Genomic DNA, 13779 nt, shown 5'->3' with positions numbered 1-13779 from the left:
GCATGAGTGAGAACGACAAATCGGCTTCCGCCGATTCCGATCCCGGCCTCGAATGGGCGAAGCTTTGGCAGACGATGGCGGAATCCTCAAACCGCATGGTCGAGGCGTGGTCGGGGTCGATGGCACCGTTCATGATGGCGCGTCTGTCCGAGAAGCCGGGTGGATTTGGCGACGGCAACGAATTGTCCGCGGCGATCGAGCGAATGGCGCAGGGGCCGCGGCTTGCCGACGTCTGGGACATCGACCGGAAAATGGCGTTGGCCTTTGGCGCCTGGATCGAGATGCGCCAGCGGCTTGCGAGCTACAATGCGGTTGCCGCCGCGCCCTGGCCCGAAGCGTCGAAGCGGTTTTACGAGACGATGTCCGCAACCGGTAGCGGTGGCTCCCCACCTCCGGACTGGCGCGAGGCGTTCGCCAAATGGGGCGAAATCTCCAACGAGGAACTTATCCGTAACCAGCGCACCGACGGCTTTTTGCAAGCTCAGAAAGAGCTACTCCAGGCGGGACTCAAATTACGGAGCCGGCAGGATGACGTGGCTGAAGCGGCGTCAGCCATGTTGGGCCTGCCGACTCGCAAGGATTTCGACGATGTGACGCGGCAATTGACCGAACTCCGCCGTGAAGTCCGTACGCTCTCCCGCCAGATGCGCGACCAGAAGAGCGAAGGCGCACGATGAGCGACCAGGAGAATCAGACCTCGCGCTTCGCCCGCGACATGGCGGCCAACGCCGAGAAAATGTTCAAGGCGACACAGCTCATCGCCAACACGCGGGACGAAGACGTCGTCATCGGCACGACGCCGAAGCATCTCGTCATGCGCCGCGACAAGGTCGAGCTGTTCCATTACGAGCCGCTGGCGGAAGCGACCGCGAAGACGCCCGTCCTTTTGGCCTACGGCCTGATCGGGCGGTATACCATGGCTGATTTACAGCCGGACCGTTCGCTGGTGCGCAGCCTGCTCTCAAAAGGGCTCGATCTCTGGCTGATCGACTGGGGCCAGCCGGGCCGAACCGAGCGATGGCTGAAGATTGATGATTACGTCAATGACTACATCGATGCCGCGGTCGACCGCATCGCGCAGGAAACCGGCCATGACAAGATCACGCTGCTCGGCATCTGCGAAGGCGGCGTCTTTACGACGTGCTACGCCGCTCTGCATCCGGAGAAGGTGAAAAATCTCGTTATCACCATCACCCCGATCGATTTCCATGCCGACGTCAACGACAAGGCCGCGCACCACGGTTTCCTCAATATCTGGACCCGGAGCCTCGATCCCGAAGACATCGACAAGCTGGTCGATACCTATGGCGTGCTGCCGGGCGAGTTCATGAGCTCGGTGTTTTCGATGATGACGCCGATGCGCTCGCTGACGAAATACAACGTCGATCTCATCGACGTCGTCGATGACGAGGCGAAGTTCATGAATTTCCTCCGCATGGAAAAGTGGCTCGCGGACCGTCCGCATCATCCCGGCGAAGCGGCAAAGCAGTGGCTGAAGGATCTCTACCAGGAGAACCGCTTGGTCGATGGCAGCTTTGAACTGTCCGGCCGTCGGGTCGATCTGAAGTCGATCAGGGCTCCGGTGCTGAATGTTTTCGCGTTGGACGACCATATCATTCCGCCGGACTGCTCGCGTGCGCTCGCAGCGAAGATCGGCAGCACGGATTACACTGAAATTCCGCTGCCCGGCGGCCATGTCGGCCTGTTCGTCTCCAGCAAATCACAGGGCAAGCTGAGCCAGAGCATTGCCGACTGGTTGGTCGCCCGCGACGCCAATCCCGGAAGTGAAGCCTGATGCGCAACAAGATCGTCGACGCCGCCGAGGCGGTGGCCATCATCCGTTCCGGTGACACCGTCGCGTCGTCCGGCTTCGTCGGCGTGGGAACGCCCGATGAGATCATCAAGGCGCTGGAGCGGCGCTTCGTGCAGACCGGAGAGCCGCGGGACCTTTCGCTGGTGTTCGCGGCGGCGCCGGGGGACGGCGCCGATCGCGGCCTCAATCGCCTGGCGCATCCCGGCCTGATCAAACGCCTGGTCGGCGGACATTTCGGCCTGGTTCCGAAGCTCGCCCGGATGGCGGTCGACAATCACGTCGAGGCTTATAACTTGCCGCTCGGATGCGTATCGCATCTGTTTCGCGAAATTGCGGGGCGCAAGGCCGGGCTTCTCTCCAAGGTCGGACTCGGCACCTTCGTCGATCCAGTCAACGGCGGCGGAAAGCTGAATGCGCGCACCACCGAAGAGCTGGTGCGGTTGATCGAAATCGACGGCGAGCAATGGCTATTCTACAAGGCATTTCCGATCAACGTTGCGATCATCAGAGGTACCACCGCCGACCACAACGGCAACATCTCAATGGAAAAGGAGGCGCTGACCCTCGATAATCTGGCGCTGGCAACGGCCGCCAAGAACTGCAAGGGATTCGTCATCGCGCAGGTGGAGCGCATCGCCGCCTCCGGCTCGCTCAATCCGCGCCATGTCAAAATTCCGAGCGTCTTGATCGACTGCGTCGTCGTTGCGCAGCCCGAAAACCATGTCCAGACCTATGCCACCGGCTACAACGGAGCATTCTCGGGCGAATTGCGTGCGCCGGCCGATCGCAATGTTCCGATGGCGCTGGATAACCGCAAGATCATTGCGCGCCGCTGCGCCCTGGAATTGCCGATGGGCGGCGTGGTCAATCTCGGCATCGGCATGCCCGAGGGAGTTGCGTCGGTTGCTGCAGAAGAAAAGCTGTTCGACTTTGTAACGCTGACTGCCGAGCCCGGCATCATCGGCGGCATTCCGCAAGGCGGCCTCGATTTCGGCGCTTCGATCAATGCAGAATCGATCATCGACCAGAACCAGATGTTCGATTTCTACGACGGCGGCGGGCTCGATCTGGCCTGTCTCGGCATGGCTCAGGTCAATGGCCGCGGGGACGTCAACGTCAGCCTGTTCAATGGCCGCCTGGCCGGCGCCGGGGGCTTCATCAACATATCCCAGAATGCGCGGCGGCTGATCTTCGCAGGCACCTTTACCACCGGCGGCCTCAAGACGTCAGTCGTGGATGGTCAGCTCAAGATCCTCGGCGAAGGCAAGTCCTCGAAATTCATCGACAAGGTGGATCAGATCACGTTTTCGGGCAAGCTTGCCGCAATCAACAGGCAGCCCGTTCTCTATGTGACGGAGAGATGCGTGTTCCGGCTCACTTCCGAGGGTCTCGAACTGATCGAGATCGCACCAGGTATCGATATGGAGCGCGACATTCTCGCGCTCATGGGTTTTCCGCCCATCATCCGCTCGCCGAAATCCATGGATGTTTCGCTGTTCAGCGAAGCGCTGATGCAGCTCGACGACCGGCTGCTCAATCGCCCGCTGGCGGAGCGGCTGTCATATGATGCCGATCGCAACACGCTGTTTCTCGGTCTCGACGGCTATCGAGTCCATTCCGACGCCGATGTCGAGGTGATCCGGGCCGCCATCCTCGAAATCTTTAACCGGGTCGGACATCGGTTTTCCGCTGTGATCAACTACGATTCGTCCGATATCGCGTCCCACATGACGGACAAGTGGTTTTCGATGGCCGCCGAAATCGAGCGGACCTGCTACGATCATGCCTCGCGCTACACCACCAGCGCATTCATGCGCCTGAAGCTCGGCGACGCGCTGTCCCGCCGCGACGTCGCACCGCATATCTTCGAAACGTCGGCCGATGCCCACCAGTTTGTCGAATAGACCGATGGGGCTGAAATCCACCGAGTTGCGCCCCGCGGACTGGCCTGTAGGACGGCAGAGGGCGCCCGAGCGCACCGGATCGGTGCGCGGGCTGACCCGGCGCAGTTTCCATCGCATCGCATTCACGGATTGGGGGCCGACGCCCGCGGTGCGGCCGGTGCTCTGCGTCCATGGGTTGACCAGAAACGGTCGGGACTTCGATCACCTCGCCGCAGTTCTCGCGATGGCAGGGCGGCAGGTCGTCTGCCCGGACTTGCCGGGCCGCGGACAAAGCGAACGGCTGCACGACAGCAGCGACTATGCCTTGCCGCAATATTGCAGCGACATGACCGTGTTGATGGCAGCTCTTGGTGCAACGGAGATCGATTGGGTTGGAACGTCGCTGGGCGGCCTGATCGGGATGGTGCTGGCTGCCCTTCCGGGCAGTCCGATCCGTCGCATCGTCATCAACGATATCGGACCCTATCTGCCCTGGACCGGATTGCTTCGCCTCGGCACCAATCTCAACGATGCTCCAAAATCCTTTGAGACAATCGAACAAGCCGAAGGCTACTACCGGCGGGTTCTCGCGCCCTTCGGGCGATTGGAGGATGCGCACTGGCGGCATCTGACGACGCATAGTGTGGTCTGGAGCGCGGAGGGGCGCTGTTTCAGGCCGCTGTGCGATCCGAATATCGCCCATGCCTTTCGAAATCCTTGGCACTACAGCGTCGATCTCTGGAAATACTGGGACGCGATCGACGTCCCCATTCTTGTGATACGCGGGCAGCAATCGGATTTGCTTTCCGAAGGCGTCCTCAGGGACATGATGCGGCGCAATCGCAATGTCCGCGTTCACACCGTCGCGGACTGCGGGCATGCGCCGGCCCTGATCGCTGACGAACAGATCGAGGTCGTGACACAGTTTCTGAGCGGCCACGACTCCACTTGACGCTGAGCGCTTTGTGATTTGCTCACTCGCTTTTCCAGATCCTGCCCTCGACCGGTCTTGAAAATTTCTCCCCACTAAATGAGGTAGGTGTAGCTGTCTTTAGAACGCGCCGCTTTTTCTTCCGCTTCAGGCGGGAACAGCTCCGCAACGTCGGCAAATTCCTCGTGCTCGACACCCACTTGCGAACTCGTGCAAGCATCTGCATGTTTGACATCGTCGGCGGTCACGAGAATCCCTAGGCGACGACGGCAATGATGACAAGGAGAACCGCATGATCAAGATCAACCTGATGTACCCATACACCGAAGGCGCGCGCTTTGACCACGCCTACTACCGCGACCGGCACATGCCGATGGTAAAGGCCAAGCTGGGAAGTGTCTGCGCCTACTACACCGTCGAGAAGGGCCTGGCCGGCAGAGCGCCCGGTGCGCCGCCCGCCTACGTGGCGATGTGCGCTTTCATCTGTACTTCGGCCGAGGGCTATCAGGCCGCCGTGGAGGAGCACGCCGCCGAGATCCGGGGCGACCTCGCCAACTACACCGACATCGTGCCGGTGCTCCAGTTCAGCGAGGTTGTCGTCGAGCGGTCGGATCGTTGAACGCACCGGATCGGGCCCGGCGACACCCGGGCGCCTGGTATCGGCCGTAAGCACCGGTAACACACTCGCCAGGACCATCCGGCTGAGAACGCAAATAACATAAGGCGGCCAGGTGATGCATCGTCGGTCGTGCGGGATCGAGATCATTTGGTACCTGCAAATGCATCGATACATTTTCCGCTCTTGAGAAATCCTGAGCCGAGGTGTCTTGCGAGCAGCGAGGCGATTGGTTTGATGGTGAATGTCCATCGAGACGGCATTGCCTACTCACGACTAAACCGGATCTGTCGTTGGAAATCTCCGTGCATGTTGTTGCGAGTCCTGTCGAATGGCCTCGCTTGATTAGGCGGATAAAAATATTGAACGTGCGCGGCGTGCGAGCGCGATGGCTCGCGATGCGTTTCGTGACGCGATGGGCGGAGCGCTGTGTGAGTACGATCCGCATGTGTGAGGTGCGCTCGCTTGAATCGTACTCACATCCGGAATTTCAACGCCGAACTTTTACGTGTGTTTTCAATGCGCGATTAAAAATTTTCCTGAAGAATCAGGACTCTAACTTCTTCTGTAAGTTATTGTAATTGCTTCGTCTTTTAGTTTTGGTGCCCCTGGCCGGAATCGAACCAGCACTCCTTGCGGAACTCGATTTTGAGTCGAGCGCGTCTACCAGTTCCGCCACAGGGGCCCTCGGTCAGCCCCAAACAAGGCGTCGCGAAGCCGGCGGACTATAGCCATGGACCAAGCGGGGTCAACCCGCGCCAAAGTGATCCCGGCCGTTCTCGACAGCCGCATGGGCCGGGGTTACAGCCTTGGAAAGCGACCCATCGAAATGAGGCTGCCGTGACGACCCAGAGTGCCGCAATACCTGCGTTCAAACCGGCGGCGACGAGCCCCGCGCTGGCCGCTTCGCTCGCGGTCGCACTGACGGCAGCCGCGACCATCGCGGGCGCCTGGTTCTTCCAGCTGGTGCTCGGGATCGTGCCCTGTCCGCTCTGCCTGGAGCAGCGCTACGCCTATTACCTCGCGATCCCGCTCGGCCTGCTCATCGCACTCGCGGCGCGGGGCGGTGCGCCGAGGCCGCTGCTGTTCGCGGGCCTTGCGATCCTTGTGCTGGCGAGCCTCGCCAATGCCGGACTCGGCACCTATCACGCCGGCGTCGAATGGGGTTTTTGGAAGGGACCGACCGACTGCTCCGGTCCCGTGGTCAATCTCGGCAGCGCCACCGACCTGCTGTCGCGGCTCGATACCGTGAAGGTGATCCGCTGCGACGAGGTGCAGTGGCGCTTCCTCGGCCTCTCGCTTGCCGGCTACAATGTGCTGATCTCGCTCCTGATGGCTGCGATCGCCGCGTGGGGATTCGTTGCGACGGCGAAGCGCTGAGGCTCAATCATCCACATCGTCCTGCGTCCGGCCGAACAGGTGCACGATGCCTGGCGTCGCGATCGTCACGAAGACAAAACGCGAGAGGTGATGTGCGCCGACGAAGATCGGGTCGATGTGCAGCGTCAGGGCCAGCGCCAGCATGGCGTCCATCGCGCCCGGTGCGTAGGCGACCACGACGTCAGAGAATTTCACCTGCGTGGTGAGCGCCACGATGCCGACGAAGATCGCGGAGACGGCGATGGCCACTGCAAACGAGCCCAGCGCCGCGTTGATGTGGCCGGCAAGCGTCTTGATCCGCATCCGCGCGAAGCGGCTGCCGATCAGGGCGCCGATGCCGACCAGCGCCACGCCGCGTACCCAGTCCGGCAGGCCGCCCTCGACCCAGCCTGCGCCATGCAGCACGCTTGAGCCGATCATCGCACCGAACATCCAGCTCGCCGGAAACCTGATCAGCCGCAGGACGAGCGCCGCGGCCAGCGAGGCCGCGACCAGCTCGACCAGGTCAAGCGGCGAGGCAATCGTCGTCGTCAGCGACGGCGCGACGGAGGGCGCGACGCCGGCGAACGCCAGCACCATCGGCAGCGCCGCGGTGAGGATGATGACGCGCATGGTCTGCACCACCGCGATGCCCGGCAAATCGGCGCCGCGCTCGACCGCCAAAATCGTGATCTGCGACAGCGCGCCGGGGCTGCCGGCGAGGAAGGCCGAGGTGCGGTCCCAGCCGTGGATGCGCTGGAGATAATAGCTGGAGCCGAAGGTCGAGCAGAAGGTCGCGAGCGCGAGCAGCCCGATGGTGAGCGGATAGGCACTGACCTGTTGAAGCAGGTGGCGCGAGACGACTGATCCTAACGAAATGCCGAGCAGCACCAGCACGGTCTGGGTCAGGATCGGCGGCAGCGTCAGCTGGCGACCGGCGATCGCGGCGATCCCGACCGCGATCATGGAGCCCGAGATCAATCCCCCCGGAAGGCCCGCGAGCAGAAACACGAGGCCGCCGGCGGTGCCGATGACAAGCGTTTCCACCGTGCTCAAGATCTTGGCACGGCTCGGCCATTCGAACGGCAGGGAGGCGGTGATTTGCTTCACACCGCCTTATCGCAAATCAGCGAGAGACGCACAATTGCGGCCACGTCATGCCGCAATGCGCGCGCCTCTCGCCGAAGCCGCGAGCAGGGGGAAGGATTTACTTCTTGTCCGCAGCCGGCGCGGTCATGCCGGCTTTGGCGGTCTTGATGCATTCAGAGCGGAATTTCTTGCGCTCCTTGCCGTGCAGGCCCTTGGCGTCGGCCTGCTTGGAGCATTCGAGCGACTCGGCCGAGTGTTCCTTCGGTGCCTTCTTGTCCATCGGGGCGGCGGTTGTGGTCTTGGCGTCGGTCTTTGCTGCCGGCGCGGCGGTCTGCGCGTAGGCGGTGCCGGTGGCGAGCAGGGAGGCGAGAGCGACGACGGCGAGGCGAGATGTGAAGGTCATGGGTGCTGCACTCTTCTTGCGGGAATTGCGAAGGGCGCGAAAGTCGGCTGGCGTTGCTGAACGCGACATGAATAATTCGAACGTGGAGGGTCACTATATTTTGGCGGCAGCAGCCATCGCTTCCTTGTCGCGAGCGGGCGGCACGCTAGGATAGCAATCCTCGGTTCACTTCCCTCGGGGGAAGATCAAGGAGGAGACCAAGGATGACCATTCAATCAAAGTTGCTGTGTGCAGTTGTGCTGTCGGGCTTTGCCGCGCTGGTGGCAAGTGCGCCGGCGCAGGCGCTGACCTCGCAGGAGTGCAGCGCGAAATACCAGGCCGCCAAGAAGGACGGCTCGCTCGGCACCACGAAGTGGAATGACTTCCGCAAGGCCCAGTGCGGCGCGGATGCGACGCCAGCGGCTGCACCAACCGCGGCCGCTCCTGCTGCGCCCGCCGCTCCCGCCGAGCCGAAGCAGGCGAAGAAGGAGGCCGCCCCGGCTGCTGCGCCGACCCTGCCGGCCGGCCCCGCGATCTACCCGAACGCGGTCGATCCGAAATACGCCAAGGAGACCCCCGGCAAGGGACGCCTGCACACCTGCGTCGACCAGTACAACGCCAACAAGACCACCAACGGCAATGGCGGCATGAAGTGGATCGAGAAGGGCGGCGGCTATTACAGCGAATGCAACAAGAAGCTGAAGGGCGCCGCCTGACGCTTTAAGACGACACAGAGGCCGGAGCCAAGCTTCGGCCTCTTGCTTTAATCCAGTAGTTTCTCGGCCGATTTCGCCACGAGCTGCGATCGCTTGCGCGGGCCGCGCTCGACGAACAGCAGGCTCTGGCCGAAGATGAAGCAGTAGAACAGGAAGGCCTGCGCTTCGGCTGCCTCGGTATCGAGGCCGGTCGCGCGATAGAGTTCGGCGACGTGCTTCAGCCGCGCCGCGTCCACGTTCGCCACCGCTGCCGCGGCGCCCTCGTCCGAGCGGGCCCATTGCCGGATCGCAAGCTCGATTGCCATCCCGTCCGGATTGAGCCGCTCCGAATAGAGCTGGATCACCACCCTCAGCCGTTCACGGGGCTCCTGGCCATCGAGACTCGTCTGCTGCGCGATCGCCGTTGAGCGCCCCTCGCGCCACCGTTCCAGCATGGCACCGAGCAGCGCGGCACGGTCGGCGAAGCGGCGGTAGAAGCCGCCCTTGGTGACGCCCAGGTTCTTGGCGAGCACCTCGACCCGCACCCCCTCGACCCCGGATCGGGCGAGCTCGGTGAGCCCTGCCTCGACCCAGATATCGCCTTTGCCGTCACTCATGCAGGAAGCCTCGCCGATTCTTGATACGGTGCCGTATTGCTAACGCGGGAGGAGGTTGATACGCTACCGTATCAATAATCAAAGGAAGAAAAGGCCAGGGAGAATTGCGATGGAGCGGGAGGCGACCTACCGCGGCACGGTCTACCCGTGGCAGTGCGATCACGTCGGCCACATGAACGTCATGTGGTATGTCGGCAAATTCGACGAGGCCAACTGGAATATGTTTGCCCGCCTAGGGCTGACGCCGAGCTATCTGCGTGCCTCCGGCCGCGGCATGGCCGCCGTGCAGCAGAACATCACCTACAAGCGCGAGCTGCTCGCCGGCGACATCGTCGAGATCCGCAGTTGCCTGCTCGAGATACGCGACAAATCGATCCGCTTCCGGCACGACATGACCAATGCCGAGACCGGCGAGATCGCCGCGTTCTGCGAGATCGCGGGCGTGCACATGGACCGTAGCCAGCGCAAATCGGTGCCGTTCACGGATGCCATACGCGAGATCGCTTTGAGGCATCTCGCCGAGCCGGCGGGGGCCTGAGCCATGGCTGCATATGAGCCGAAGAACCCGGGCTATCGCGCGGCTGCCATCGCCATGTTCGACGGCCAGCCGGCGATGCACACGCTCGGCATCGTGATCGTCCGCCTTGCGCCGGGCGAGGTCGAATTGGCCATGCTGCATTCGCCGGCCCTCACGCAGCAGAACGGCTTTGTCCACGCCGGCATCGTTACCGCAGGCCTCGACAATGCCTGTGGTGTCGCCGCCTTCACCCTGATGCCGCGCGAGGCCGATATCCTCACCGTCGAGTTCAAGACCACGCTGCTCGCGCCGGCGCGGGGCGAGCGTTTCGTCTTCAAGGCAGAGGTGGTCAAGCCCGGCCGCACGCTGACCTTTTGCGAGGCAAAGGCGTTTGCCGAGCACGAGGGCAAGGTCACGTTGATCGCCATGATGACTGGGACGCTGATGGCAATGCTGCCCCGCGTTGCGGCTTCGCACGAGCCGACCCCGATACCCGCATAGCGTGGCGATGACATCGGCTCTGCGACACTCTATATGAGCTGTAACAATTCCCAGTCTCGAACCGTATCGACGGAGATGGGACCGAAATGGAACGAGATATGGCTGGATTCAGGAACAAGGGCCTTGTGCCGACGCGGCGCGCGGCGCTGACGCTGATCGGGGCGGGCGCCCTTGTAGCGGGTGGGATCACTTCGGCGCGCGCGGCGACCGACGAAGACGAAGTGCTCACAGAAGCCAAGGTGCTGCGCGACCCCGATGTTCCCGTCGCCGGCAATCCCGACGGGAATATCAGCATCATCGAATGGTCCGACTATAACTGCCCCTATTGCCGCAAGCTCGAGCCCGAGTTGCGTCAGGTCATCCAGGACGACGGCAAGGTCAGGCTGGTGATGAAGGACTGGCCGATCCTCGGGCCGGTCTCGGTCACGGCGGCGCGGACGGCGCTCGCGGCGAAATTCCAGGACAGGTACCACCAGGCCCATGACGCCATGATGGGCGTCAGCTCGCGCCTGACCGAGCCGCGCATCAACGAGTTGCTCGCGGTCGCCGGTGTCGACATGGATCGGTTGAAGCGCGATCTCGCCGACCGCGCCAAGGACATCGACGCCGTGCTCAAGCGCAACAACGAGCAGGCCGAAGCCTTCGGTTTCCGCGGCACCCCGTCCTTCATCGTCGGCAAGTATCGCGTGCCGGGCGTGCTCAGCATGAACGAGTTCGAGCAGGTCATTGCCGACGCCCGCAAGGCCAAGATGAACTGAGCCGAGCGATATTCACCGCGCAATACGAAGGCGCCGCCGCGGACCCGCGACGGCGCCTCATTTCATCTTGATACCAAGTCGTTACTTCGAGGAGATGCGGACCCAGTCCTTGTGCGCGCGATCACGCAGCGCGTCCCAATCGGCCTTGGCGACATCCCAGTTCACGATGGTGCGATTGGTCGTCGCGACCTCGCCATTGGCGACCGACGACGTCTGCATGGAGTCATAGACGTACACGCCGCAGCCGAGCAGCAACGCGCCCAAAATCATTCCAAGAAACATCCGCATGGCGAAACCTCCGATGACGGGCGATAACGTCGACCCGGAGTGATTGTTCCGCGACAGTGCGGCGTAGGTAAGGACGATCCGTTCACGCTTCATTCAGCCACTGCACCAGCTCCGCGTTGATCTCGCGAGGATAGGTGTGGCTGAGGTCGTCGATCTCGCGATAGGTGACATTCGCGCCGGCGGCGGCGAGGGCCGCCTGTGTCTGCCGCGCGGTCTGCACCGGAAACATCCAGTCGAGCTTGCCGTGCGTGATGAAGATCGGAAGGCGCTGCAGGCGCGTGGCGTCGGCCATCTCCGCCATCAGCGGATGGAAGGTTGCCGACACCGGCGCGAGATGCGTGAAGGGCGAGGCGCCGTCGAGGCCGGTGACGTAGCAGAAGGTGCCGCCGTCGCTCATGCCTGTCAGCAGCATGCGCGAGGCGTCGATGGTCCAGCGGCCGCGCACCGTATCGAGAATGCGCATGAGATTGGGCGTGTCGGAATCGTCACCCATCAGGGCCCAGGTCGGGCCGGTCGCGGTCGGCGCCACCAGGATCGCACCGAGGCTGCGGGCGTCGCGCAGCCAGCTCCACAGAAAGCCGCGGCCGTTGCCGCTGCCGCCATGCAGTGCCATCACCAGCGGCATGGCGCGGTCGGGCCTGTAATATTCGGGCACGTAGACCGAAAAGCCGCCGCGGCTGCCGGGCTCGTTGTGATCGTGGATGATGCCGGTGTGCGCGTCCGCGCCGGCTTCGAGTCGCGACAACAGGTCGGCATTCTCGCGATGGGCGGCGTTGAGGAAGAAGCTGCTGACCGGCGGAAACTGCACGGCCAGCGGATAGAGTGCCTCCTGCGCGCGCGGCACATGACGCAGCGCGCGGAAGACCGCGACGAGGTCGCCATTGCCGTGCTCGACCTCGCGCAGGCCGGCAAAGGCGGCGAGCGTCTCGTCGCAGGCACGGTCGAGCCGCTCACGCAGTCCGGTGAACTGCTCCGGCCATTCTCCGATTGCCGCGCGCGCCGTTTGCAGCGTCTCGTCGGGAGCGCCGATCGCGTTCATCACGGAGCCGAAGGCCGGCGGGTGCAGGTTGCGCTGAAAGAAGGCGAGCGCCTCCAGCGCATTGAGCAGCGGCGGCAGCACGGCCACGATTTCGTCAACGACGGCCTCGCTCATCGTCGTTTCCTTGCTTCAGTTCGGCTTGTCAGTGCAGCTTCGGCGCCTTCAAGAGCTTGAAGCGATCGGTCGAGGTCACCGTAACGTCGAAGGTGACGCCTTCATGATGTACCGTCAGCGGCACGTCGACGCCGGCAGCGCCGAGGCCCCACAGCTTCTTGTAGAAGCCGGTCTGACTCGTGACCTTCTCGCCGTCAACCGCGAGGATGACGTCGCCGGTCTTGAGCTCGGCACGGGCGGCCGGGCCGTTGGCGGAGATCCCGATCACCACCACGCGGTTGTCGATCTCGGTCGAAAAGAGTCCGAGCCACGGGCGTGCCGGCTTGTTGACGCGGCCGAACTTGCGCAGATCGTCCAGGATCGGTTTCAGCAGGTCGATCGGCACGATCATGTTGACGTGCTCGGCCTTGCCGTCGCGCTCACGTTCGAGCTGGAGCGAGCCGATGCCGATCAACTCGCCGCGATCATTGAGGAGCGCCGTGCCGCCCCAGTTCGGGTGCGCGGGATGGGTGAAGATGGCCTCGTCCAGCAGATATTCCCAGTAGCCCGCGAATTCCTGCTTCGCCACGATCTGGCTCGCGACCGAGCGCGTGCGTCCGCCGGCGCCGCCGACCACGACGCGGTCGCCGAGCCGGGTCTCGGCCGAGATGCCGAGCGGCAAGGGATCGACGTCGAGCTGGCCGAGCGCCTGCACCAGGCCAAAGCCGGTGACGGCATCGAAGCCGAGCACATGTCCCTCCACCACGCGCCCGTCTCCGACATGCAGCCACACCGACTCTGCTTCGGTGATGAGATATCCGATGGTGAGCACCAGCCCGTCGTCGATCACGACGCCGTTGCCGGCGCGTTCGGTGCCCAGTGTCTCGGCGCTGAAGGCGTCCGGCGGGATGATGGCATGCAGGCCGACGACAGAGGCGAGCGCGTGGTCGAGATCGAAAGCGTAATCGCTCGCACGCGGCTGATTGGCGGGCGGCACTCTCCATTCGGTCAGGGCGGGCATGGAGTTCTCCTGGCTGAGAGCATCGCTCCGCCGATTAGCGGGACGACGCGCGAAGCACGGATAATTTAGGCTGGAGGAGGCCGTCTTGAAAGCCTCGTTCCCCAACTATTCCCGACGCACCGGGTGAAATCTTTGAAAGGCGCGGGAAGCTTGATGCACGGTCGGTCGAGCGCCTCA

General features: G+C 63.2%; 17 protein-coding genes and 1 tRNA gene. 10 read left to right on the top strand and 8 right to left on the bottom strand.

What is annotated here, in order from left to right; all coding sequences use genetic code 11:
* Window positions 1-2 precede the first annotated feature (2 nt).
* The 4 genes from AC0L3S_RS31390 to AC0L3S_RS31375 all read left to right on the top strand — a co-directional run bounded on the left by AC0L3S_RS31390 (window position 3) and on the right by AC0L3S_RS31375 (window position 4648).
* Window positions 3-677: a poly(R)-hydroxyalkanoic acid synthase subunit PhaE gene (locus tag AC0L3S_RS31390; RefSeq protein ID WP_473283523.1), complete on the top strand. Its 675-nt coding sequence runs from the start codon at window positions 3-5 to the stop codon at window positions 675-677.
* On the top strand, window positions 674-1795 hold the full coding sequence (phaC, locus tag AC0L3S_RS31385; RefSeq protein WP_473283521.1) for a class III poly(R)-hydroxyalkanoic acid synthase subunit PhaC: 1122 nt from the start codon (window positions 674-676) through the stop codon (window positions 1793-1795). Before AC0L3S_RS31390 ends, phaC begins: the two co-directional genes overlap by 4 nt.
* Window positions 1795-3717: an acyl CoA:acetate/3-ketoacid CoA transferase gene (locus AC0L3S_RS31380; protein WP_473263856.1), complete on the top strand. Its 1923-nt coding sequence runs from the start codon at window positions 1795-1797 to the stop codon at window positions 3715-3717. The genes phaC and AC0L3S_RS31380 overlap by 1 nt, the downstream gene beginning before the upstream one ends.
* 82 nt (window positions 3718-3799) lie before the next feature.
* Window positions 3800-4648, top strand: a complete 849-nt coding sequence (locus tag AC0L3S_RS31375) for an alpha/beta fold hydrolase (RefSeq protein ID WP_473283519.1) — start codon at window positions 3800-3802, stop codon at window positions 4646-4648.
* A gap of 74 nt (window positions 4649-4722) precedes the next feature.
* On the opposite strand, the gene AC0L3S_RS31370 is transcribed toward AC0L3S_RS31375, so the two are convergent.
* Window positions 4723-4875 (bottom strand): hypothetical protein, encoded by a 153-nt coding sequence (locus AC0L3S_RS31370; protein WP_473263854.1) that lies wholly within the window; start codon window positions 4873-4875, stop codon window positions 4723-4725.
* A gap of 44 nt (window positions 4876-4919) precedes the next feature.
* On the opposite strand from AC0L3S_RS31370, the gene AC0L3S_RS31365 reads away from it, so the two are divergent.
* Entirely contained in the window at window positions 4920-5246 is a 327-nt protein-coding gene (locus AC0L3S_RS31365; protein WP_473263853.1) for an EthD family reductase, read from the top strand.
* A 597-nt stretch (window positions 5247-5843) separates the two neighbouring features.
* Here the strand turns inward: AC0L3S_RS31365 and AC0L3S_RS31360 are convergent.
* A tRNA-Leu gene (locus tag AC0L3S_RS31360) sits at window positions 5844-5928 on the bottom strand.
* A gap of 155 nt (window positions 5929-6083) precedes the next feature.
* On the opposite strand from AC0L3S_RS31360, the gene AC0L3S_RS31355 reads away from it, so the two are divergent.
* Window positions 6084-6623 carry a disulfide bond formation protein B gene (locus AC0L3S_RS31355; RefSeq protein ID WP_473263852.1) on the top strand — a complete coding sequence of 180 codons (540 nt, stop codon included), beginning with the start codon at window positions 6084-6086 and terminating at the stop codon, window positions 6621-6623.
* A 3-nt stretch (window positions 6624-6626) separates the two neighbouring features.
* On the opposite strand, the gene AC0L3S_RS31350 is transcribed toward AC0L3S_RS31355, so the two are convergent.
* Together AC0L3S_RS31350 and AC0L3S_RS31345 are read right to left on the bottom strand one after the other, a co-directional pair.
* Window positions 6627-7712, bottom strand: coding sequence for an AbrB family transcriptional regulator (locus tag AC0L3S_RS31350; protein ID WP_473283517.1), 1086 nt, complete (start codon window positions 7710-7712; stop codon window positions 6627-6629).
* A gap of 97 nt (window positions 7713-7809) precedes the next feature.
* Window positions 7810-8094 (bottom strand): PsiF family protein, encoded by a 285-nt coding sequence (locus tag AC0L3S_RS31345; RefSeq protein WP_473283515.1) that lies wholly within the window; start codon window positions 8092-8094, stop codon window positions 7810-7812.
* Window positions 8095-8297: 203 nt separating this feature from the next.
* On the opposite strand from AC0L3S_RS31345, the gene AC0L3S_RS31340 reads away from it, so the two are divergent.
* Window positions 8298-8789, top strand: a complete 492-nt coding sequence (locus tag AC0L3S_RS31340) for a hypothetical protein (RefSeq protein WP_473263849.1) — start codon at window positions 8298-8300, stop codon at window positions 8787-8789.
* 47 nt (window positions 8790-8836) lie between these two features.
* Here AC0L3S_RS31340 and AC0L3S_RS31335 read toward each other — a convergent pair whose 3' ends face one another.
* A complete protein-coding gene (locus AC0L3S_RS31335; RefSeq protein WP_473283513.1) occupies window positions 8837-9385 on the bottom strand; it encodes a TetR/AcrR family transcriptional regulator in 549 nt (182 codons plus the stop codon).
* Between the two features lie 109 nt (window positions 9386-9494).
* Between AC0L3S_RS31335 and AC0L3S_RS31330 the strand changes: the two genes are divergently transcribed.
* The 3 genes from AC0L3S_RS31330 (at window position 9495) to AC0L3S_RS31320 (ending at window position 11161) form a co-directional block, all read left to right on the top strand.
* On the top strand, window positions 9495-9923 hold the full coding sequence (locus tag AC0L3S_RS31330) for an acyl-CoA thioesterase (protein WP_473283511.1): 429 nt from the start codon (window positions 9495-9497) through the stop codon (window positions 9921-9923).
* A gap of 3 nt (window positions 9924-9926) precedes the next feature.
* Window positions 9927-10403: a PaaI family thioesterase gene (locus AC0L3S_RS31325; protein ID WP_473283509.1), complete on the top strand. Its 477-nt coding sequence runs from the start codon at window positions 9927-9929 to the stop codon at window positions 10401-10403.
* Between the two features lie 98 nt (window positions 10404-10501).
* Window positions 10502-11161 carry a DsbA family protein gene (locus AC0L3S_RS31320; protein WP_473283507.1) on the top strand — a complete coding sequence of 220 codons (660 nt, stop codon included), beginning with the start codon at window positions 10502-10504 and terminating at the stop codon, window positions 11159-11161.
* A gap of 81 nt (window positions 11162-11242) precedes the next feature.
* Here the strand turns inward: AC0L3S_RS31320 and AC0L3S_RS31315 are convergent, their stop codons facing one another.
* The 3 genes from AC0L3S_RS31315 to AC0L3S_RS31305 form a co-directional block, all read right to left on the bottom strand.
* On the bottom strand, window positions 11243-11449 hold the full coding sequence (locus AC0L3S_RS31315) for a hypothetical protein (RefSeq protein ID WP_027514183.1): 207 nt from the start codon (window positions 11447-11449) through the stop codon (window positions 11243-11245).
* Between the two features lie 82 nt (window positions 11450-11531).
* On the bottom strand, window positions 11532-12602 hold the full coding sequence (locus AC0L3S_RS31310; protein WP_473283505.1) for a phospholipase: 1071 nt from the start codon (window positions 12600-12602) through the stop codon (window positions 11532-11534).
* 28 nt (window positions 12603-12630) lie between these two features.
* Window positions 12631-13602, bottom strand: a complete 972-nt coding sequence (locus tag AC0L3S_RS31305) for a S1C family serine protease (protein ID WP_473263843.1) — start codon at window positions 13600-13602, stop codon at window positions 12631-12633.
* Window positions 13603-13779: the final 177 nt, after the last annotated feature.

The organism is Bradyrhizobium sp. Ken01, assembly GCF_055807355.1.
Note: the sequence above shows the minus strand (reverse complement) of the source record. Positions and strands in the feature narration are given on the sequence as shown.